A 20,937-nucleotide genomic window follows, 5' to 3' on the forward strand; every position below is an offset into this window, starting at 1 on the left:
AAGGCTTGTTTCGGGCGGGGGTCGCATGAGCGACGGCTGATGCTTAGTCTAATGAATGGCAGCGGCGGCAGGAAAGCAGAATCTGGCAAAAATCCTGGTGTCTCCCATGCAAACATCTTTTCCCGATCGAGGTTGTGAATGATCGCTCGCCGTTTTGTGTTTGGTTGCGTGCTTGCTCTGCTGGTTGCCTCCCGGTTAACTCCGACGTTTGGGCAAACTGCGCCTGTCAGCGTGGTCACGCCGGCTGAAGCTGGCTTTGATCCTGAAAAACTAAGCGAGATCGACGCGATCGTCGCTCGGGGCATTGAAGAGAAGAAGATGCCGGGCTGCGTCGTCGCCTTTGGTAGGCAAGGCAAACTCGCCTGGCTGAAGGCCTACGGCAACAAGCGCGTTGCCGAAGGAGATCAGCCAGCGGTGGCGATGACCACCGACACGGTCTTCGATCTGGCGTCTCTCACCAAGCCGATCGCCACGGGCACCAGTCTGATGCTGCTCGTCGAGCAAGGCAAAGTGAAGCTCGACGAGCCCGTTTCGACCTATCTGCCGGCGTTCATCGAGACCGGCGACGAAGCGGCCAACGAGGCAAAGAAGAAAGTGACCGTGCGCCACCTGCTGATTCACACCAGCGGGCTGATCGCCGACAACGAAATCAAGGACTACGCCGATGGCGCAGAAACCGCCAAGAAAAGGCTGCTCGCCCTGAAGCTGCGCACGCCAGTCGGCGAGAACTTCGTCTATAGCGATGTCAACTTCATGACCCTCGGGCTGCTCATCGAAAAGGTCAGTGGGCAAAACGTACACGAGTTCTCGCAAGCCAATATCTTTCGTCCGCTGGGCATGCAGGAAACGGGCTACGTTCCCGGCAAGGAACTTCGCGAGCGAGCCGCTCCGACGCAGAAGCGGAACGACCAATGGATGCAGGGGGAAGTGCACGACCCGCGGGCCTACAAGCTCAATGGCATCGCTGGCCATGCGGGGCTGTTTTCGACGGCCAACGATCTCGCCAAATATGCCTCGGCCATGCTCAATCGCGGCGAATACTCCGGCGTGAAGATCATGCAGCCCGAAACATGGAAACTGATGACCACTGCCAACCCAGTCCCTTCCCGCCGCAACAACGGCGAAAAGTACGAAGGGCAACGGGGTCTTAGTTGGGACATGCGGACCGGATTCTCGACCAACGCCGGCACCGCTCGTTCGGCGGCAGCTTTTGGCCACGGCGGTTTCACCGGGACCGTCATCTGGATCGACCCGGAACAAGATTGGTTCTTCATCTTCCTCAGCAATCGGGTTCATCCCGACGGGAGGCAAAATATGAATCCACTCGCTGGCGAAATTGCGACGCTGGTGAGTCAGGCTCGAGGGAAGGGACAAGAGGTTCGGGGCCCGGGACCAGCAGAGAAGTAGTTCACTGCAATCGCCGACGAGCGGAGCTTGGCGCCTACTGCAGCAAACTCCGGAATCCCACTCCGGGAATGAGATTATCGTTTTGGGATGCCGGCGTCATCAAACGGAGGACGAACACCCGCTCGTCGCAACGCTGGCCTTTCTCGGAAATCACTATTTCGTGGGCGATTTCCGCGATTTGCTCGCGATTCTTGGCTAGTCGCAATGAGCGGGCAAGAATTCTTCAGGCTCTGGCACAGGGCGTGCTTTAAGGGGATGCATCACCACGAGCAATGTTGCTCGGGTGACCCCGCCTCAATCTTCCCGCCTTAGGAGTCTGTGCCATGAATCGTGCTCTCTACACTGTCGTCGCTGTGGTTGCCCTCGCCCTTTGCAGCTTGACTGCTTCAACTGCCTCTGCCGGAAATGGCTTTGGTGGTGGAAGTAGCTTCAATGGCCACAAGGGCAACTTTAGCGGCAACAAGAATTTCAAGTTCCACGGTGGTGGTCACAACGGCGGCCACAACAATGGCTTCCACAACTTCCATCACCAGCACCACAACCACTTCCACAACAGCAACTTTCACCACAACGGCTTCAAGTTCCAAAGCAAGAGCTTTGGCTTTCAATTCGGCCGGTAAGCCCTGAGCAAAACATCACGAGTGATCGCGGTGAGCTGCGACCAGATTGAGCAGCCACCGCGATTCTTTTTCTTCTGATGATGATCCCGCCGATGATGATATTGCCACTTGCTGGGCCGCGGTTCCCAGTCGCTCGCGTAACGACGCATTCTCCAGCAACCGCGTCAGGCAAAGTGTGAGCGAGCCCTTGTCCCCTGCCGTGTAGAGCAGGCCGTTTTGCTCCGCCTGAATCTGCTGGCGATGTTCTGCCTGATCGCAGGCCGCGATCGCAATTCCACTGGCCATCGCTGCTTGCAGCACGATCGTCTGACTAGGCTGCGGCGCTGGTGCGACGAAAACGTCGGCTGCTTGCAGCAGATCGGTCCAGTCGTCGAACGTGCCGGGAATCACCACGCGATACCGCACGTCCAAATCACAGATCAGGCGAAACAGCGTTTCCCGCTCGGGACCATCGCCGGCAATCCACAGCCTGGCATTCGGCCAGCGATGTTGAATGGGCACCCACGCACGCAGCAGTGCATCCAGTCCACGCTCGCGTTGCAACGAGGCGATGCAAACAGCTACCGGTGCATCGTTGACCGTCACCAAATCGTGATTGGCTGCCGCAAGAGCTTGCCGCGCAAGAACCTTGGTCATCGGCGTGCGCACAGTCCGCTCGAAGTCATTGTCGGGGCGCACCACCCGGACTAGCTCGGCCGGGTAGTTCGCCGCCAACAATTCATCGGCTACAAAACTGGAACTGGCGATGATGGCAGCGGCCTCTTGGCAACTCGCCGCGATCCGACTGCCGAAGCGAGCTTGCCGCTGCCAGGCCACGTCGCCGTAGGGACCGGCCTCATTGGCACGCAGCACCACCGGAACTCCGCTCCCTCGCAGACTGGCCAGCGCACAAAACGCTTCGGCCCGCAGACCGGCGACGACGACACCGTCGAGCGAGTGTCGCTCCTGCCGCAGGTACCGCGACAAGCTGTAGAGATATCGCAGCACGCCCCAACCCGGCGTCGCTGGCCAGGGCAAGCGGACGACCGGCACTCCACGCAGGCTGCTTCGCTCGGACCATTGTTTTTGCCAACGCGGCGTCACCAGGGTGGGCCGCGAACCTTGCCGCAGCAGACTATCGGCGAGTTGCAGAATGTCGGCTTCGGCTTCGCCGGAGAGCGGCCACAAGCGACGCGTAACGATGGCAATCCGCGGACTGCTGGGCGACAGTGCGTCTGCCGGCGATTCAACAATTATCCGTCGCCGATCGGTCCGATTGGGGAGCGTGCTCGACATCCGCCCCTCGCAGGCTATTTGTGATCGACCAGGTCGCTCTCTTCGAGTGCTGCCAGAAACGGCAGGTTCCGATACATATCACGATAGTCCAAACCGTAGCCCACGACGAATTCATCGGGAATTTCAAAGCCCACATAATCGGGCCGCATCTCCACTTCTTGCCGCCCCTTCTTCAGCAGCAGCACCGCCGAGCGGACCGAGCGCGGCCCCAGTTCATCAATCATGGCGATGACTTCCTTCAGCGTGTGGCCGGTGTCGAAAATGTCATCGACCAGCAATACATCGCGCCCCTTCACATCGAGCATCATGTCGCTGTTGATCGTCAGGGCACCGCGAGTGGTACCTCCTCGATAGCTGCTCGTCTGCACCACACCCACGCGCATCGGAATATCGAGCTTCCGCATCAAGTCGGCCAGAAACACGATCGCGCCCGTCATGATGGCAATCACGGTCAACGGCTTGCCCGCTTCGCGCTCGCGAATATCCGCCGCCAACTTGCTGATTGACTCTTGAATCTGGGCTTCCGTCACTAACGTCTTCACAGCGCGTGTTTCCCGAATGAAATCCCGAACAAACTAGAGCGGCCATTGTAGGGCCGCTGGCGAGACACGAAAAGTCGCTGGGATCGGGAGTCGGAGGATCAGAAGTCAGGCTTCAGGAAGCCAGAGGGCCGACGTAACCTTGCTGATTGCACACGCGCAATTCATCGTACTTGTCCAAGCAGACTCGCCTTAAATGGACAGCACCCTGCGGATCTCTCGGCTGCGGCGCAATTGTCTGTCCAATTAAGGACCGCTGCTTGGACACCCTCCGAAACAACTACTCAGCGACTTAGGGCATTTTTGCCTTGGCCAGGTCAGCTTCAATTTTCTGAATGGCATCGAACGCTCCGGCCTTCATTTGTTCGGAAGTCAAACGATCAGAGGTCAGAACGTGGAGTGTTTTGGCATCAAGACCCGGCGATAAGCAGGGCTGCGCAATTCTTCCTGTGTTACACACACCCAACTCAACCAACTTGTCCAACAATCGGCCAAGTTATTGGACACGCACTGCTTTCTGAATATTGTCGGAAGCTCTAGCAACCAGAGAACTTACGCACCAGCGGGTATTTTTCGCCACACATGTATCTGTCCAACAACCACCTCAATTCTTGGACAGGCCCTGTTCGCGAATGCCGTTCAACAGGGTCACAAACAAATTCCGTCTAACCGCGCGGCGCCATCCGCATCTTCAAGCCACCAGGTTATGAAAGAACATCGCCGCATTATCGACACATGCACAATTTTTGTCAATCTATTACTCAACAATTATTTCCGATATCGCGTTGCCGGTCTGGCCACACGTCGCACTGGCTCGCCCAGATGGGTATCAGCCAGCGAGCTTCTCGACAGCTCGACTCGCGTTGACCCCTCCGCCAGCGAAACCTAGAATTCCGGCGCTGCCTTGCCCTGAGGCACCTTTCTGTTTTGTACTCTCTGTCTCTCGTAAGTTGCCGTGCATGGCGTCTGATACTGCTAGCGTCGATCGTTTACCTGCTGCGGGGGTCGCTCTCGGCGGCAGTCTCCCTTCGTGGCTGATGTCGCTCATCATTCATCTCTCCGCATTGACGGTTCTTTCCATTTACGTGCAAGGTTCGCCGCGCGGGGCAGATGTCGAACCGACGCGAACCGGCGGCATCGTGCTGACCAAGGCCAGTGGCGGGGCCACGAACTATCTCGACGACGGCGAAGAGAGTGGCACGGCGAATAACAGTGCCGCGGCTGCCCCCTCGGCCGCTGGCGGCTCCGCGTTACCAGAACTCTCCGAGCAACCTCTCACCAATGGTCCCCAGTTGCCGCAAGGAGATGGCAGCATCGGCATCGGCGCTTTGCCGGGCGATCTGGCCGGCGATGGCTTGCCTGGCGCAACCGGCATGACGAAGGGCACCGGGGGAAGTGGAACCAAGGGAATTGGCGACGGCTCGCAGGCCGAGACCAGCGTATTTGGCGTGCGCGGACGAGGTTCGAAATTCGTCTACGTCTTCGATCGCTCGGCCAGCATGTCGGGCTACGAGGGACGCCCGCTGGCCGGTGCCAAGCACGAGTTGCTCGCCAGTTTGCAAAGCCTCGACAAGATCCACCAATTTCAAGTCATCTTTTACAACGACAAGCCGCACGTGATGAACCTGACTCCCGGTCAGTCGGCGCAACTTGTCTTTGGTGACGAGCAAGGCAAGAAACTGGCGGCGAACTTTATCGGCGGAGTCGTGGCCGACGGTGGTACGCGGCACATGGAAGCCCTGCTGCTGGCTTTGCAGATGCGTCCCGATGTCATCTTCTTTCTCACCGATGCCGACGAACCGCGACTCAGCTCTACCGAACTGAAAAAAATTCGCGATCGGAGTCGCGGCGCCTCGATCAATACCATCGAGTTTGGCTCGGGACCTTCCAGCGGGCGGTATACTTTCCTGCGTCAACTGGCTGACGAGAATAACGGCAAGCACGCTTATGTTGACGTGACTTCGCTGCCGGCAGTCCGATAGCTTTCCCCGAAAATCTTGGTTTGCTCGATCGGATCGAATGGCGCAAGTCTCTCCATTTCGCTATCTCATCTCTCCGCTTGTCGGCAGTGCTCTCGTGCTGCTCGTCTGCTTGCCGTTGCCGATCTTCGCGGCCGATGTGGTCCTGCTGAAGAACAGCAAGCCGGGATTACCGCCGGTGCAACGTCAGGGCGAGATCGTCGACCTGCTTGGCAATCAGCTCAGCTTTCGCGGACCGACGGGCGCGGTTGAGAGCTTTCCGCTGGAGCAAGTTACCGAGTGGCGTACGACCTGGGGCCAGAATAAAACCCAGGGTGATGCTTTACTTGCCGAGAAGAAGTTCGCCGAGGCAGCCGCCGCGTTCCTGCGGGCTCGGGAAGAAGAGTCGCGAACATGGGCTCGGCGTCAAATCATGGAGCGAGTCATCGAGAGTCAAACTGCAGCGGGCAACATTGTCGCCGCGGCTGAAGAATTTTTTGCCTTGGTGGCCAGCGATCCCGATACGCCCGCTTGGGAAATTGTTCCGCTCGCTTGGCGCACGAGCGACGATCCCAACTTGCCCGCCCACGCTGCGCAGTGGCTGCGTGATGCTCGCAATCCCGTCAAACAACTATTGGGAGCCAGTTGGCTGCTCATCGGTGCGCAACGGGCCGAGGCCGTGACAACGCTGCAGGCGCTCTCCAGTGGCCCAAACAAGCGCATTGCCACCTTGGCCGTGATTCAACTCTGGCGAACCCGCGTGGTCGCCTCGGAACCGGGCGAACCCGCGCAGTGGTTAGCCGGCCTGGAACGCTTGCCGCCGGAAGTCCGTCCGCTGGGTTATTTCATTGTGGGCGAAGGGCTGACGCGACACAATCAGCCCGAACAGGCCGCGCTCGCCTATCTGCGAATTCCCATTTTGTATCCTCGCCAGCGGGCACTCGCCGCCGAAGCGCTCTTGGCGGCGGGCACGCAATTGGAAAAGATGGGGCGACGAGAACAAGCGGTCTCGCTCTATCGCGAGGTGCTGACCGACCATGCCACGCAGCCAGCGGCTGCCGCCGCTCGTTTGCGCTGGGAGCAACTGTCGGCCCCCATGAAGCCATAGCGGGCTAGCTGCTAAAACAGAATGGATTCGAGAACAAGTCCTGAGCCGGAAGCGTCAGCGCCCGGAGAGTACCTCTCGAATGAACCCAGGAACATCTTCGGACGCTCACGCCTCCGGCTCAGGTTAGAAAAGGACTGCCAGTGAATAGCGGAGCGATTGAGGGAACAGCGATTGGGGGAACACTGATTGAGGGAACAGTGGGCAAAGTACTAGCGCGAGCGATGCAGCTCTTGCTGCTGAGTTGGTTGTTGTTCGTCATGCTGGGCTCGTCAGCCTTTGCGCAGGAGCTGCAACCTTTTCCGCAGCCAGCCGTGCCTGGCGCGCAACCAGCCAACGCGCCGGCGGAGTTCGGACAACCCCCAGCGGCAAAGCCGCCGAAAAAGACCTTTCTGCAGATCTTTTTCTCGGGTGGTCCGGTCGGTATCGCCAACATGCTGGCGCTGATCGGGCTGTCGCTCACAGCGGTCTATCTGGTCTTCGACAACATTTTTCGCATCCGCCGCAAAGATCTCATTCCCGAAGATGTGGCCGTCGAGCTGCGCCGCATGGTGGAGCAAGGGCGACTGGCCGAAGCCATTCAAGTCTGTAAATCGCGCCCCTGCTTTCTTACGGCCATCGTGCAGCAAGGTCTGAGTGAAGCGGACGGCGATTGGCCCGAAATCGAAAAGGCAATGGAAGACGCCACTGCGGAACAGTCCGCCAAGCTGTTTCGCTGGATCGAGTATCTCTCCGTCATCGGCAACCTCGCACCGATGGTCGGACTGCTCGGCACGGTGACCGGTATGTTGCTCGCCTTTAAGGAAGTGGCCGAGACCGAAGGCAAAGCTGGTGCTGCTGCCCTGGCCGACGGCATTTACCAGGCGCTCGTCACAACGGTGTACGGACTGGTGATTGCGATTCCAGCGCTCGGGTTCTTTGCCATGTTTCGCAACTGGATCGACGAACTGATCGCCGAAGCCGCTTACTCAGGCTTGCACATTCTGGCTCCGCTCAAGCAGCGGCAGCGGGGCTCGCAGGCTCCGCCGATTGCTGCAGGCCCGTCTGTTCCTCCGGCACCGCCGCGTGCGCCGGGGGGCCGATAGATGCGCGTCCCGTCGTCTTCGACATCGCGGGGTGAAGTGGGCTTCAACATGACGCCGATGATCGATGTCGTGTTTCAGCTCATCATTTTCTTTCTCCTGTCGAGCAATCTCTCGCAGCAAGAAAATACGATTCCGCTGCCGTTGCCGGCCGCCGATAGCGGCCAAGACGACGAGGGCACGCCCGATCAACCTCGCATCACCATCACGGTGCTGGCCGATGGCACGTTGCTCATCACGGGCGTGCAAGTTCCCGTGGCGGAACTGACGCAGCAACTGGGCGAGCGTGTGCAGAAACTCGGCCCGAATGTCGAGATTCGAATTCGCGCCGACCGTAGCGTCGGCTTTAAACACGTCGAACCCATCTTGCTTGCGTGTGCCAAGAATGGCATCCGCAAAGTGGGCTACGCCGTCTTCCGACGGGAAGATGCGCCCTAGCAAGTAGCCGCTTACAGATAGTTCAGCAGGCTGAGCTGAAACGCTTGAGCGGTAAGTTGCAGCGAGGCTTGCAACGAGGCCTGTCTTGCCGCGAGGGTCGAGATGGCTTCCGTCCAGTCGACTTCGATCTCGTTCGACAACGACGCTTGTAGTTCGACGTCTTCGTCTTGCAAGCGGGCATCGAGCGTATCGAGGCCTTGGGCCCGAGCGCCAAGTTCGGAACGGGCGAAGAGAATTCGATCCATGTCGGAGTCGAGCAGTTCGACGCTGCGCTGCAACTTGTTCAGATCGAAGTTTTGCAGGGCGTCTTGCATCCGCAGCAGCGAATTGAAGACGCCCGAGACTTCTTGCGGATTGACGTCCGTGCCCGTGATGACCGATTCACCACCACTGACAACCGGAGGAAGCGATTGACTGGCCCCCTTGGGGACTAATCCCAACTCGACCGCGGCCGTGCTGTTGATGGCCGCATTCACGCGCAGCGAGCCAGCACCGACCGTCGAATCGACAAGCTCGATGCCATTGCCGAACTGGGCCAGCCTGGCGGCGACACGCGCGCCGGGGACCAGGTTCGAAGCATGATTGTTGATCTGGTCGAGCACATCCTGAATGGTGTTGGCCGACGACGTATCGATGTCCAGAGCAACGCCGTCGTTACGAGTGATCGTGAAGTCGGTGCCAGCGATCGATTGGATGCCGAGACCGAAGTTCAGTTCCGACAGGTTGGTGTTTCCGTTGAACGAACGAACGCCGAACTGCGCCGCGGTGGTGCCACCATTCTCGCCGATCGAAAAATCGAAGCCGCTGACGCGCGAGCGAATCACCAGACCATCACCGGCGGCATTGAGCTGCGCCAGCACGCCCGCCCCCGAGCCATTGAGCGTATTGAGCACATCCTGCAGCGACTCGGCACCGGCAAACGACACGTTGTACGTGTTTCCGCCGTTCACAATTCGCAAGCCCGAGGTCAGATCGGGATCGAACCCGCTGCCGCCGCTCGTGACCGCGGTCGAGTTGATATCGAGCACACCGTTGCCCTCGGAACCGGCTCCACTCGAATCTTGCTGTTCGAGCGAAGTCTCAAACTGGGCATTGATCGTCGCGTTCCCTTGCAGGGCAATCAGAATCTGGTTCGCAGTCGTCGCGTTCTGGCGCACATTGACAAAAATGGTGTTGGCGTTGCCCCCGCTGTTGCCGGTATTGCCCGTCACGAGACCAGCGTCGCCAATCGGAATGGTCGAGGTCGGGTTGTACCCACCGTCAACGGGATTGGCCGCGTCGTAGTTGGCCGTAAAGGTTCCTTCGCCGTTGATGGCGGCGATCACATTCTGAATCTCCGTTCCCCCCGCGGTATCGATGCCGATGGTGAAGGTCTTAGTACCAGCGTTGTAAGTCGCCGTCGCATTCGCGCCGAGTGCACCGCCGTCAACGACTTGAATCTGGACGTTGTTGAGTGACGTTCCCGGCACATTGCCCGTCAGCTGCAAGTTGTTGCCAAAGCCGTTGAATGTCACAGCAGCCCGCGCGGCCGTCGGAGCCGCCGAGTAAGTCGCTGTTTCAAAACCAACATTCAGGCCCGGACCAGCATCAAGCAGCGTATCGTCGACCAGTTGCACGGTAACGCCATTGTTCGCCGTGCCTCGCGTGCGCGCTTCGAGCACAATGTTGTTGTTTAGCCCTGCGGATTCGAGGACCGTCCGCGCGCGACTGCCAAAGATGTCGTTCAGGCTGGTGGTTGCTCGCAGCCGCGGATTGAGGTCCGCGCCGGTGATCGCGCCGTTCAATACGCCGGACGTTTCCACGATGCCCAACTCGGCCGCGGTGGTGCCACCGCCCACTTCGCGAATGGTAAAGTTGCCGCCACCGGCATCGTCGATATCGAGGACGAGCCCGTTGCTGGACACGCGTGCGCTGATTGTGCGTCCCGTCGGCGGATTGGCATTGATCAAGTCCGCGACATCACCGAGCGTTTCAGCTCCTGCGAAGTCGATCACCTTGGTCGTTGCGCCATCCGAGATCGAGATGCTTCCCTTGGTGATGCCGCGCCCGCCGTGTAGATCGCTGAGGAGTGTCTCACGCGTGGCGACCGGATTGAGGTCGGCCGTGCCGTGAACCTCGCTCGAGAAGCCGCCAAAGATGTCGCTGCCCGGCAGGTTAGTATTGAACAGCAGGTCAACGTCGGAATAGCTCTGCAGCGATGATTCGTTGCCCTGGTACGCAACCTGGCTGCCGGAAACTTGAAACGGCAACGTCGTTGTGCGCGAGCCGGCAAATAGATAGCGGCCACGAAAGGTCTGATTACCAACGTCGGCCAATTGTTCAATTGCGCGCGAGACTTCCTGAATGGCAGCCTGGCGAGCTTCGGGACTGCTCACCGAATCGGTGACGCCGAGGACCGTCGAGCGCACCGAGTTGAGCAGGTTCGTCACGCCTTGTACGGCCGTGTCGGTGGCTGACAAGTACGATTGGCTCGTGCTGAGGTTTTCGCGAGCTTGCGCCTTTTGTTCGAGCAGTCGCTGCAAGCTGATGGCCCGCTGAGCCGCTGGGGCATCGTCGCTAGGCTGGAAGATGCGCCGGCCAGTAGCGATCTGTTGTTGCAGGCGGAGGATCGAAACTTCATCCGATTGCAACTGCGAGAGCATGCGCGAATGGGTCAGCGATTCGCTGACTCGCGTCGTCGGAATGGGATAAATGGCAGGCATAGTTGGGTGGGATCGCAGGCGGGAGGATTACAGATTGACGAGCGTGTCTAGCAGTTCGCTAATGGTGGCAACCACGCGGGCCGAAGCCTGAAACGCTCGTTGGTAGGCAATCATCTTGATCGCCTCTTCGTCGATATTGACACCTTGCACCGAAAGTAACTGCCCTTCGAGCGTGCCGTGAAAGGTTCGAAAGCCTTCGGCCACGCTCTTCGTCACGGCAGCGCCTTGGGTCACTTCGCCGACAACGCGGTCGTATTGCACCGCGAGGTTCGATCCACCCAGCGAAGCCAGGGGAGTGTTCAGCAGGTTGGCCAATTTCACCGCGATGGCCGTGTCTTCGCCAATGCCGCCGCCGCTCGCCGCAAACTTCGAGGGATCGCTAAGCACGGTCGAACTGACGCCGATGCTGCTCGCGCCGGAGCCGGTGAAGAAGGTATTGATCCCTAGCGAGGCCAGCGTGCCGCTCGTATCGTTGGCAAAACCAAACGTGACCAGCGGCGAATCGCCTTTGATCTCCAACTTGCGGTTGGCAGTCACTACGGCGGAGATGCCATCGATGTTGTTGATTGCCGCAGCCAGTTCGTCGAGCGTGGTATCGCCATCCAAGCCGTTGAGATCGACTCGCACCTGCGTGGTGCTCGTCAGTCCCGTTTGCTGATTGCGCACGAGGACTTCGAACGAACCATTGACAGGCGTGTACGAGAGCCCCGCTTGATCGAGAGCAGCAGCGGTATTCGTAACCGCGAATTCACTCGTAGCGCTCGTCAGACCAGTCAAACCTTGACCACTGGAGTGCAGCTTGTTGAATTCGTAGGCCAGGTTGCGAGTGAAGGTGTCTAGCTGCGTGAGGAAGCCACCGAGAATCGTATCGCGCGACGAGACCAGGCCGGCCAGCGAACCGCTCGAGGTGTTAATCGGCGAGTCGGTCTCTGCGAGCCGAATTTCGTAAGCGTTCAGGTCGCCATCGGACTTTGTAACGGTGGTTACCGGGCGAAAGGTGCCTTGAAACACCAGGTAGTCGCCGCCCGAGAAGACCGTCACATCGCCGGTCGTTTGTTCCACCGCTTGGATATCGATGATCGACGAAAGTTTCGAAAGTGTCTGGCTCCGCTTGTCTCGCAAACCAACAGCGTCGCTGTTGCTCGTGCTCCCACCTTCGGCAATCGAGATCTGCACGTTCAGCGACGAGACTTCTTTCAGCAGACTGTTGATTTCGTTCGCCGCTGCCCCGATTTGTTCGTTCACATCGTTGCGCACTTCGCGCACGCGGGTATCGAGCCGGCGGATATCGTCGGTGAGAGTTCGCCCCTGCAATACGGCCAGATTGCGCACGCTGGCGCTATCTGGCTGATTGAGAATGTCGTGAATGCTGTTGAAGAACTCACTCAGCCCGGTGCTCAGATCCGTATCGCTCAATTCGCCGATCAGCGATTCGAGTTGGACGTAGGTATCTTCTTGGGCTTGGCTATTGGCGAGGTCGCTGGCTGCGTTGCGCACCCGCTCTTCGAGAAAGCGGTCGGTCTGCTGGACGACCGCTTGCACGCTGACACCGAGGCCCAGCAACAGACCGCCGTAGCGCTGCGTGGGAGCCGGGGTGAGAACCAGATTCTGCCGAATGTAGCCGGGCGTGTTGGCGTTGGCGACATTGTTGCTCGTGACCTGCAGACCCATTTGGGCTGCGACCAGCGAGTTCTTCGCGATCTGGATGGTGCTGAAGAGTGACATGACTTGGCCGCTTGTTATGCTTCGTGGTCGACCATGCCACCACGATTGTGCACACCTTCCCCTACTCCATAGGTCGGCTGTAAACGGCCCCCGGTGGCGATAATCTCTAGCAATTGCGAGACATGCAGCAGCGAACGTTGGGCTACGACCCAGTTTGTCAGGCTCTGGGCCTGCAGCAGTCGCATGCGACTTGCCGAGCTTGCCAGGTCCTTGCGAAGCTTGTCACCTTGCGTGGTTTTCGCATTCCCCCCAGTAGCCTTCGCTAGCGATGTCATGCTGTCGCCAGGCAAGCCTTGCTCCTTGGCCGCCACAAGCAGCGCTTCACGCCGCGTATGACAAGCTTGCAAGCGATCGCAGAGTGCCTGCTCGCGAGTTTGCAGTTCGGTCATATTGCCAATCTCGACCGCAGCGAGGCGTTGCCGCTTCTCGCTCAGCACGGCCAGCAGCTCTTCCTGCACGCCGCTTAGTTCGGCCAGCAGGCCCGAGATTTCTGCTTCCCAATCGACGCGGGCAGTGGTCGCTGCAGGCACCACTACGGTGGTCGTGGCAACAGTCGAAGTAGCAAAAGCTGTCGTCATGGCTGAATCGATATTTCTTAGCCCGCTAGCCTCAGTGTTGAGAATGTGCGGGAGGGAGTGAGGGACTGCCGGAGAGTGACTCAACTACTTCACTGGGGAAACTTACGAACGGTGGAGCATGAACAGGTCGAACATCGGGCCGGCGAACGTATCAGCGGTGGCTTCGGTCAGTTCTTCGCACAAAAGCTGATCGAGCTGACCCTGAAACACTTCCTCGGCGCGGCCACCATGAAAGTAGGCGGGCTTCTCGATTGTCTTGCGCATCGATGCCAAGGCCTGGCCGAACATGGTTTGGCCCACGAAGTCGGTGAACGCTTCCTTGGTTTCCGACGTCGAGCTCTTCTTCACCACGCCCTGCGGCAGAGGTTGGAAGGCTTGACTGGTGGCGGCGCTGGTGATGTCGAGGGCCATGGTTTGCTTCTTCTAAATCGATTCAAAACGGGGACGTGGCCACAGATCCACTACTCGATGATCAATTCGCCGAAGAGTGCTCGCTTGTGCTTGAGCATCTTGACGATGTCGATCACGTCTTCTGCCGGGACCTTCAAGGTGTTCAGGGCATCGATCAGGGCTGCCAACTTCGGCTTTTGCGTTTCCGCCGAGGGATTCACCTCGACAAACTGGTTCAGCTGTTCGCCACCGACTTGAATGAGCCGATTCTTGTGCATCACAGCCACCGGAGCGATTTCGACATCGGCACCAACGATCACGGCTTGCTTTCGCTCGTTGATGATGACGACCGTATCGGTTTGCGGACGGCTGACGCGAGTATCCATCAGCACCGAAGCGAACAGGGCTGGATTGTCAGCGTAGGTCGGCGGAATGGTGACTTGCACGCGCACCTGGTCGAGTGCGCGGGCGATGCCATCGCTGCTGCTGCCGAGCCGAAAGTCCGGCTCGCGATTGACGCTCTGTTCGATGAGTGAGGCCATTTGAAAGGTCGCGTGATCCTTGTTCATCACCAGCAGCAGTTTGCCATCCTTCACAAACTCGTTCTGAAACTTTTGTTCCATCTGGCAGCCGCGAGAAATGGTGCCGGTCTGCGGCTTGATGATGTCGTCGATCGAGATCTGGCCCTGAGCAATTCCGTAGACGATCTTGTCGCCCGGTACGGGGCCGTGCAGTTCGGTCAGCATCAGGTAACCACCTTCGATGCTCTTGGCACTCAAGGCACTCACTTTGCAATCGAGCAAATCGCCCTGCTGAGCACCACCGGCGGGAACCGTAACGGTGAGGAACACCATCGCGACGTTCTTCACGCCTTTCAGTTCTTCGAGAGCCTGGCGACCGCGGGCATCGTTGCCAATTCGATGTCCCATCAGTTCCATGTAACGAGCCAAGGCCCGCTGAGTGGTTCGCGAGTCGCCGTCGCCCGTACCTTTCAAACCCACGACCAAGCCCATGCCGTGCAGCGTATTTTCTTCCTGCCCCTTGATGCGGCAGAAGTCGCTCACCTTGATCTCAGCCCGTGCGACCGTCGTCAGCATCAGCACGGCGACAAGTGTGAGAAGAAAGTGTTTCATGGCGGACCCGGGAGTGCGATGAGTGAGGGAGAGGCGATGAGCAGCGAGGCAATTAAAACGGGCTGAACACATCCATCAGGCGAGTGACCCAGCCCCGCTTGTAAGCATCGCGGACGGTGCCAATTTCCTTCTTGCCGATGTGCAACTCGGCGACATCTTCACCCAGCACCAGGTTGCCTGGACCGATGTTTTCGCGAGCGATCACGCCCGACAGAGAGCGAATCCACTGTTCGGCGTTGTTGTTAATCTTCCAGTGAGCTTCGACCACGATGTTGCCGTTTGGCAAAATGTCGACCACAGTCGCGGTGATGTTGAACTTCATGATTTCGGCGGTATCGAGTTCGCCCGTAGCGCGATAGATCTGGTTTTGCGTACCACGCACACGTTGATCGCCATCCGATTGCGGAGCAGGCTTTACCGAACGCAGACCATTGAGCAGTACCCAGTCGTTGAGCAGCGCGTCGTACTGTGTGTTCTTGCGGCGTTGCACTTCGCCTTCGCTGGCCATCTGCGAGTTGAGATCGACGCGGATCTTGATCAGATCACCCTTCTTCACTTCCTTGGGTGGTGGCAGGGGGGCTTCGTACCAGCCATTGCCCATCGGAGCGCCAGGGGCCATCTGAGCCTGATAGGCCATGCGCGAAGCATACAGGCTCGAGTTCGGAACTTCGTCACCGCGGAACTGAGGCTGGGGCTGCATCATCGGTGGCTGTGGCTGTTGGGCGACAACGTAAACCGTCGAAGCGCCCATCAGCACGGCCACCGAGGGCAGGATTCGCCAGGAATGTTTGGTTGGTTGCGACATAGGTAACATCCGCTGGTGCGAGTTAGTTGCGAACGGGTTGCGACGTGGCTTCGACTTGCGAACGACTGGTCTGCATGGCGTAAACTTCTGCTCGACGTGCACCAGTGATGCGGGCGACCATCTTGCGACGATCGACAAACTCGACGGTGATCGAGTCACCCTGAGTTCCATCGGCAAGAGCCTTGGCCGGTTCGCTGATTTGCACACCGGCACCGATCGAGACGACTTGAATCTCTTCGCCACGCTTGACTAGGCGAACGGTGCGGACCATATCGGCACCGACCAGTTGACCGGCGTTGAGGGCGCGGTTGGTTTCGAGGCCAATCAACTGAGCAGGATCAATCACCAGGCGAACACCTGTTTTGAGCGACACGGTTTGCATCTGCAGGTCTTGAGCGGTCAACGTCGTGCCGCGTTCCACGGAGCGAATCACGACCACCGCTTTGGTTGTTCCCGAGATTTCGGCCTCGATCGGCAGACGCACGGGAGCTGCTTCTTCACCAGCCAACAACATGAAGTTCTGACGGCCAATCCAAGGCGAGACACCACCTTCGACGCGTAAGATCTGCTTCCCTTCGAGGGCTTGAACCACGCGGGGCGAGAAGGCGACGTCAGCTTGCCAGTCAGCCGAGACGTCGGCGATGGCCGTTAGGTGATTCACAATGGCCTGGCTGACTCGGGCTGCAGCCGACGTTTCTTTGGCGATGATTGGCTGCGGTTGCAGACGGCCATTTCCTGCGGCCAGAGCAGGGATTTCGGTCGGGATCAATTCGACGGTCGAGGCTTTGCGAACGGTCTGCACTACTGGTGCCTGGCCAGCAACCAGTTGAGTGCATTCGGCACCACTGAAGTGATGTTCGCGAAGCTTGATGCCGCTCAGTTGCAGCAACTGCTGCGCCTCTTGACGCTTGAGCAAGCGAGGCTGATCGATGGCAGGAGCCGGGACAAGGGCAATCCCTTCGAGCAGGCGAGCTTCCCCTTCATCGTCCGTGACGATTTCGGCGACATCGCCCAAGCGAACGATCCCGCGCGACACGCGGGCCTCGGCTTGAAAGCGAATCTCGGCAGCCTGGGCCGACCATTGACTGGCGACCAGCACGGCAGCGAAGAACATGCTCTTTTGTAGTTGAATGGTCATCACTTAGCTCCGCCGCAGATTCGAAATGAGCTGCAGGATTTGATCGCCGGCTTGAATCGCCTGGCTATTCAGTTCGAACGAGCGTTGCGTCGTGATCAGATCGATCAGTTCTTGCACAGGCTCCACATTCGAAGCTTCCAAGTAGCCAGCTCGCAGGGTGCCAGTCCCTTGAGACTGCGGATTGCTGACAACCGCGGCACCCGAGGAATCCGTTACCTGGTAGAGGTTTTCGCCCAACTTGAGCAAACCCTCGGGGTTCGGGAAGATTGCCAGTTCGATCTGACCTTGTTGCTGCTGGCCCGTTTGTCCCGATTGCGTCACAACTACCTTGCCATCGGCGGTGATCGATACGCCCGTGTAGTCGGTCGGCAGCGTGATGTTCGGCACCACGAGGCGCCCTGTCGAAGCGCTGCCTACCACCAATTGATTGTTGGCATTGACGGCAAAGTTGCCGGCGCGGGTGTAGACCGATTGGCCGGTGGACGGATCCTGCACCTGAAAGAAGCCATTGCCTTCGATGGTCACATCGAGTGGGCTTTTCGTTTCTTGAAAGGCACCTTGGCTGAAGTTGGTCTGGATGCTTTGCACGCGCGAGCCGAGACCGACCTGAGTGCCCGTGGCCGTATAGTTGCCCTGAGCATCTTGAGCACCGGGCAACGTGATGTTGCGGTAGAACAAGTCTTCGAAGTTGCAACGACCCTTCTTGAAACCGGTCGTATTCACATTCGCCAGGTTATTGGCGATGACGTCGAGCTTGGTTTGCAGCGACTCCATGCCAGTCGCGGCGGTGTAAAGGGTTTGTACGCTCATCGGTTGTCGTCCCTGACAATGATCGGAGGCAGAGTTGAATCGTTCGGTCTTGAATCGCTATTGCGGCGGCCGCAGGAGTCGCGAGATCAGCGAACCCGTGATTTGGTCGTGTGTTTGCATCATGCGAACATTGGTTTCGTAACCGCGCGAAGTGGCAATCAGTTCGGTCATCTCTTGCAGCGAGTTCACGCCCGAGACTTCTTGATAACCACCACGAACGCGGCGATCTTCGTCTTCGATCGTGGTCCACTGGTCGGTCATGTTCTGGAAGTAGTTCTGTCCGACCTTTTTCAGGTCGGTCAGTTTGGCTGGCTGGCGAATCCCAATTTCACGCTCGTCGCCCGCTTGGGCGATGCGGCCGCCATCGAGCAGTTGCCAAGGCAACGTGGGATCGAGTTGGATCGGAGCACCATCGCTGCTGAGGACGAAGTCGCCGTCTCCCGATTGCAGCATGCCTTCGTTGTCCATTTGAAAGTTGCCGGCACGGGTCAGCAGTTGCTGGTCGCCACGCTGGACCATGAAGAAGTGGTTCGGCACTTCTAGAGCCATGTCGGTGGGGATGCCGGTCTTGCGGAAGTTGCCGAGACGGAACTCCGTCGCCGTCGAAGCCAGTTCCACACCGCCGCCCAGATCATTACGCGACCGCGAACCGCGAAAGTCTTCGCCCCGTTCAATTGCTTCACTCTCGCGAGACTGCAGCAACGCGAGTTCCCGCTTGAAGCCGACGGTGTCGACGTTCGCCAGGTTGTTGCTCAACACCTCGACCTTTTGGCTCAAGGCGTTGGCACCGGCGGCAGCGGTATAAAGTCCGTAGTACATGTCTGCTGGCAAGCGATGAGGTTCGAAACGAAGTTCGCGTGCTGGACGTAAGGCAATCATCGTGCCGAGTGCGAATGAGAAGCACAAAAGAGGCGCTGCTAGCGTGACTAAGTGGCGATTGAGTTACGACTTAGCCGCAGGACCCTTCGCGCTGGATCGCGTCAGGCAAGAACTGCCTGTGAAGCGGTGACGCGCAGAAGTTGCCGATCGCGAGAGGCGGAAAGTGCCTTTGTAACAACCGCGAAAAAAGACTCAAGTTGGCAGTCACGTCAACCGGAGGTGAAGAGCGTCAGTTCGTATCCGAGTTCACGGTCTTGAGCATCTTAACGACGAGTTCCATCGAAGCCGGGCGCTGATTGGGATCGGCATTGATGCACTGCATGATCACGCGCGCCAGCGTCTTATTCAGATTGGGAACGAGTTCGAGAATCTCTTGCGGCGGCTTGGCATCGTGTTGCAGAGCACCCTTGCCCGTCGTATCGCCCGAAGGCCAGGGGAACTCATTCGTACACAGCTGATACGCAGTCACACCGAACGAGAAAATATCGACTCGCTGGTCGGTAGGTTTGCGGCGGACAATCTCGGGGGCCATGTACAGTGGTGTGCCAGTGCGATTGCCGGGTAGCCAGTACTCTCGTTGGTTCGGCACGGTGAGGCCGAAGTCGATCAGCTTGAGCGAGTCGCATTCGGGCGCGACGATGAAGTTGCGCGGGCAGATATCGCGATGGATGAAGCCAGCCTTGTGAACGGCATCAATGGCTTCCGCCATTTCGCGAATCAATTCGTGATGGTGCCCGGTCAGTTTGGGCTCGCCCTGTTTGAGCAGCGCGTTCATGCCGCTGCCGGAGACGAACTCCATCAGGATGTACTGTCGGCCATCTTTGGCGGTCCCATATTCGATGGTTTCGACGATTCGCGGATGCTTCATCTGGGCCGCGATTTTCCCTTCGCTCGGTTTGTTGAGCCCTTTGAAGCGGCTTTCGAACGCAGCGGTCTTCTCGGTATCGAGAATCTTCAGCCCCACCGTTTTGTTGGTGGTGTGGTCGAGGGCCATGTGAAAGTTCGACATGGTCCCGCTGATCGCTTCGCGCAAGATCTGGAAGCGTTCACCGATATCGGTTCGCTTGTCCGCAAAAATGCCGCGGAGAGAATCGAAAAAGCTGGCCATAGAGGAGAGTGTGCCTGCGAGCGATAAGCGTTTGCCTCGTGGGTAGGGCGCGCTGGTACATAAATACCAGGCTGGAGCCTACCCAGCCGTGCGACCCAATCCGTTCCTGTCCCCTCCACTCTAGGCTGGCGCAGCGGACTGAACAAGCGTAGCTCGCCCTGGCCAACATCCCGCAAAGAGCCTCTCGCTCTACGCCATCGCTGCCTGATGCGTCGACTCGTAGCTGCTGAGGACGGGCTCGGGGCGCTGGGTGAGGTTGATCTCGCGGAAAGCTTCGCTGCAGGCCAGAAAGGCGTCCACGATTTGCGGGTCAAAGTGGCGGCCTGCTTGCTCGCCGATCATCTGTACGGCCTGTTCGTGCGGGAAGGCATCTTTGTAGACGCGTTTGGTCGTGAGCGCGTCGTACACGTCGGCCACGGCGACAATGCGGCCACAGAGGGGAATGTCTTTGCCGGCTAAGCCCTGGGGATAGCCGCTGCCGTCAAATTTTTCGTGATGGGTGAGGGCGATATCGCGGGCCATGCGCAGGAATTTTGCGCCGGGGTAATGGTCGAGAGCCGCCTGAAGCGTTTCGGCACCAATGGTGGTGTGGCGCTTCATGATCTCGAATTCTTCCGGCGTGAACCGGCCCGGTTTGAGCAGAATCGCATCGGGAATGCCGACCTTGCCAATATCGTGCAGCGGGCTGGTCTGGCGAATCAGGTGAATGTATTCGCGGTCGATCTCGCCCTGAAAGACTCCCCGCTCGTACAAGTAGCGACACAGGACGCCGCAGTATTTCTGCACTCGTTCCAGATGTTCGCCCGTATCGGTATCGCGGCTTTCGGCCAAACGAGCGAGGGCGAAGATGGTGACGTCGCGAGTTTCGAGGCCGAGGATTCGTTCGCCAGCGCGTACGCGCAGGATGAGTTCGGGTGGGTGAAACGGCTTGATGATGAAGTCGTCGGCACCGGCGGCGAGACCTTGCACGATCTCGTCGTTGCCCCGATGGCTGGTCAGGAGCACAAAGTAAATGTACTGCTCGAACTCGCCGCTACGGACGGCGCGGCACAGTTCCAGCCCCGTCATGCCCGGCATGTCCCAGTCGCTGATGACGAGACGGATGGGATGCTGGCGCAGCATTTCGAGCGCTTCGCGGCCATTGCTGGCCGTGAGTACGTCGAACCCGGAACGCGCGAGCGTGTGCTCGAGCATTGCGAGGGCGATTTCGTCATCGTCGACTAGGAGAGCGAGCATCTATCTGTC

The 20,937-nt window shown here is 58.8% G+C and carries 19 protein-coding genes; 6 read left to right on the forward strand and 13 right to left on the reverse strand.

All coding sequences use genetic code 11. The features are described 5' to 3' along the window. Positions 1–138: 138 nt before the first annotated feature. A complete protein-coding gene (locus NA78x_RS28045) occupies positions 139–1,407 on the forward strand; it encodes a serine hydrolase domain-containing protein (protein WP_425615680.1) in 1,269 nt (422 codons plus the stop codon). A 323-nt stretch (positions 1,408–1,730) separates the two neighbouring features. After that, complete coding sequence (locus NA78x_RS28050) at positions 1,731–2,027, forward strand: hypothetical protein (RefSeq protein WP_425615681.1); 297 nt, start codon at positions 1,731–1,733, stop codon at positions 2,025–2,027. A 15-nt stretch (positions 2,028–2,042) separates the two neighbouring features. Here the strand turns inward: NA78x_RS28050 and NA78x_RS28055 are convergent, their stop codons facing one another. Both NA78x_RS28055 and hpt read right to left on the reverse strand, forming a co-directional pair. Continuing rightward, the gene (locus tag NA78x_RS28055) at positions 2,043–3,302 is read right to left on the reverse strand and encodes a glycosyltransferase family 4 protein (protein ID WP_425615682.1); all 1,260 of its coding nucleotides are present in this window, start codon (positions 3,300–3,302) and stop codon (positions 2,043–2,045) included. A gap of 14 nt (positions 3,303–3,316) precedes the next feature. After that, the gene (gene hpt, locus NA78x_RS28060; RefSeq protein ID WP_425615683.1) at positions 3,317–3,844 is read right to left on the reverse strand and encodes a hypoxanthine phosphoribosyltransferase; all 528 of its coding nucleotides are present in this window, start codon (positions 3,842–3,844) and stop codon (positions 3,317–3,319) included. 956 nt (positions 3,845–4,800) lie between these two features. On the opposite strand from hpt, the gene NA78x_RS28065 reads away from it, so the two are divergent. From NA78x_RS28065 to NA78x_RS28080, 4 genes are all read left to right on the forward strand, one after another. Further along, complete coding sequence (locus NA78x_RS28065; RefSeq protein ID WP_425615684.1) at positions 4,801–5,823, forward strand: hypothetical protein; 1,023 nt, start codon at positions 4,801–4,803, stop codon at positions 5,821–5,823. A gap of 37 nt (positions 5,824–5,860) precedes the next feature. Beyond that, the gene (locus tag NA78x_RS28070; RefSeq protein ID WP_425615685.1) at positions 5,861–6,907 is read left to right on the forward strand and encodes a hypothetical protein; all 1,047 of its coding nucleotides are present in this window, start codon (positions 5,861–5,863) and stop codon (positions 6,905–6,907) included. Positions 6,908–7,128: 221 nt separating this feature from the next. Next, positions 7,129–7,989 carry a MotA/TolQ/ExbB proton channel family protein gene (locus NA78x_RS28075; RefSeq protein WP_425615686.1) on the forward strand — a complete coding sequence of 287 codons (861 nt, stop codon included), beginning with the start codon at positions 7,129–7,131 and terminating at the stop codon, positions 7,987–7,989. Continuing rightward, a complete protein-coding gene (locus tag NA78x_RS28080; RefSeq protein WP_425615687.1) occupies positions 7,990–8,424 on the forward strand; it encodes an ExbD/TolR family protein in 435 nt (144 codons plus the stop codon). Between the two features lie 11 nt (positions 8,425–8,435). On the opposite strand, the gene flgL is transcribed toward NA78x_RS28080, so the two are convergent. From flgL to NA78x_RS28135, 11 genes are all read right to left on the reverse strand, one after another. After that, entirely contained in the window at positions 8,436–11,126 is a 2,691-nt protein-coding gene (flgL, locus tag NA78x_RS28085; RefSeq protein WP_425615688.1) for a flagellar hook-associated protein FlgL, read from the reverse strand. Positions 11,127–11,153: 27 nt separating this feature from the next. Beyond that, a complete protein-coding gene (flgK, locus tag NA78x_RS28090; RefSeq protein WP_425615689.1) occupies positions 11,154–12,851 on the reverse strand; it encodes a flagellar hook-associated protein FlgK in 1,698 nt (565 codons plus the stop codon). A 14-nt stretch (positions 12,852–12,865) separates the two neighbouring features. After that, a complete protein-coding gene (gene flgN / locus NA78x_RS28095) occupies positions 12,866–13,429 on the reverse strand; it encodes a flagellar export chaperone FlgN (protein WP_425615690.1) in 564 nt (187 codons plus the stop codon). 102 nt (positions 13,430–13,531) lie between these two features. Then, positions 13,532–13,840, reverse strand: a complete 309-nt coding sequence (locus NA78x_RS28100; protein ID WP_425615691.1) for a rod-binding protein — start codon at positions 13,838–13,840, stop codon at positions 13,532–13,534. 50 nt (positions 13,841–13,890) lie between these two features. Further along, positions 13,891–14,952 (reverse strand): flagellar basal body P-ring protein FlgI, encoded by a 1,062-nt coding sequence (locus NA78x_RS28105; protein WP_425615692.1) that lies wholly within the window; start codon positions 14,950–14,952, stop codon positions 13,891–13,893. A gap of 52 nt (positions 14,953–15,004) precedes the next feature. Further along, positions 15,005–15,757, reverse strand: a complete 753-nt coding sequence (locus NA78x_RS28110; protein WP_425615693.1) for a flagellar basal body L-ring protein FlgH — start codon at positions 15,755–15,757, stop codon at positions 15,005–15,007. A gap of 22 nt (positions 15,758–15,779) precedes the next feature. Next, positions 15,780–16,895, reverse strand: a complete 1,116-nt coding sequence (flgA, locus tag NA78x_RS28115; protein ID WP_425615694.1) for a flagellar basal body P-ring formation chaperone FlgA — start codon at positions 16,893–16,895, stop codon at positions 15,780–15,782. 3 nt (positions 16,896–16,898) lie between these two features. Then, positions 16,899–17,705, reverse strand: coding sequence for a flagellar basal-body rod protein FlgG (flgG, locus tag NA78x_RS28120; RefSeq protein WP_425615695.1), 807 nt, complete (start codon positions 17,703–17,705; stop codon positions 16,899–16,901). A gap of 57 nt (positions 17,706–17,762) precedes the next feature. Beyond that, positions 17,763–18,584, reverse strand: coding sequence for a flagellar hook-basal body protein (locus NA78x_RS28125; protein WP_425615696.1), 822 nt, complete (start codon positions 18,582–18,584; stop codon positions 17,763–17,765). A gap of 229 nt (positions 18,585–18,813) precedes the next feature. Then, complete coding sequence (locus NA78x_RS28130; protein WP_425615697.1) at positions 18,814–19,692, reverse strand: serine/threonine protein kinase; 879 nt, start codon at positions 19,690–19,692, stop codon at positions 18,814–18,816. 189 nt (positions 19,693–19,881) lie between these two features. Beyond that, positions 19,882–20,928, reverse strand: a complete 1,047-nt coding sequence (locus NA78x_RS28135; RefSeq protein ID WP_425615698.1) for an HD-GYP domain-containing protein — start codon at positions 20,926–20,928, stop codon at positions 19,882–19,884. Between the last annotated feature and the right edge of the window lie 9 nt (positions 20,929–20,937).

Source organism: Anatilimnocola aquadivae, from assembly GCF_049819085.1.
Taxonomy (GTDB): Bacteria; Planctomycetota; Planctomycetia; order Pirellulales; family Pirellulaceae; genus Anatilimnocola.

Coding starts and splice junctions, on each gene's coding strand:
- NA78x_RS28045 (WP_425615680.1), top strand. CDS start 139: ATGATCGCTCGCCGTTTTGTGTTTGGTTGCGTGCTTGCTCTGCTGGTT.
- NA78x_RS28050 (WP_425615681.1), top strand. CDS start 1,731: ATGAATCGTGCTCTCTACACTGTCGTCGCTGTGGTTGCCCTCGCCCTT.
- NA78x_RS28055 (WP_425615682.1), bottom strand. CDS start 3,302: ATGTCGAGCACGCTCCCCAATCGGACCGATCGGCGACGGATAATTGTT.
- NA78x_RS28065 (WP_425615684.1), top strand. CDS start 4,801: ATGGCGTCTGATACTGCTAGCGTCGATCGTTTACCTGCTGCGGGGGTC.
- NA78x_RS28070 (WP_425615685.1), top strand. CDS start 5,861: ATGGCGCAAGTCTCTCCATTTCGCTATCTCATCTCTCCGCTTGTCGGC.
- NA78x_RS28075 (WP_425615686.1), top strand. CDS start 7,129: ATGCAGCTCTTGCTGCTGAGTTGGTTGTTGTTCGTCATGCTGGGCTCG.
- NA78x_RS28080 (WP_425615687.1), top strand. CDS start 7,990: ATGCGCGTCCCGTCGTCTTCGACATCGCGGGGTGAAGTGGGCTTCAAC.
- flgL (WP_425615688.1), bottom strand. CDS start 11,126: ATGCCTGCCATTTATCCCATTCCGACGACGCGAGTCAGCGAATCGCTG.
- flgK (WP_425615689.1), bottom strand. CDS start 12,851: ATGTCACTCTTCAGCACCATCCAGATCGCGAAGAACTCGCTGGTCGCA.
- flgN (WP_425615690.1), bottom strand. CDS start 13,429: ATGACGACAGCTTTTGCTACTTCGACTGTTGCCACGACCACCGTAGTG.
- NA78x_RS28100 (WP_425615691.1), bottom strand. CDS start 13,840: ATGGCCCTCGACATCACCAGCGCCGCCACCAGTCAAGCCTTCCAACCT.
- NA78x_RS28105 (WP_425615692.1), bottom strand. CDS start 14,952: ATGAAACACTTTCTTCTCACACTTGTCGCCGTGCTGATGCTGACGACG.
- NA78x_RS28110 (WP_425615693.1), bottom strand. CDS start 15,757: ATGTCGCAACCAACCAAACATTCCTGGCGAATCCTGCCCTCGGTGGCC.
- flgA (WP_425615694.1), bottom strand. CDS start 16,895: ATGACCATTCAACTACAAAAGAGCATGTTCTTCGCTGCCGTGCTGGTC.
- flgG (WP_425615695.1), bottom strand. CDS start 17,705: ATGAGCGTACAAACCCTTTACACCGCCGCGACTGGCATGGAGTCGCTG.
- NA78x_RS28125 (WP_425615696.1), bottom strand. CDS start 18,584: ATGATTGCCTTACGTCCAGCACGCGAACTTCGTTTCGAACCTCATCGC.
- NA78x_RS28130 (WP_425615697.1), bottom strand. CDS start 19,692: ATGGCCAGCTTTTTCGATTCTCTCCGCGGCATTTTTGCGGACAAGCGA.
- NA78x_RS28135 (WP_425615698.1), bottom strand. CDS start 20,928: ATGCTCGCTCTCCTAGTCGACGATGACGAAATCGCCCTCGCAATGCTC.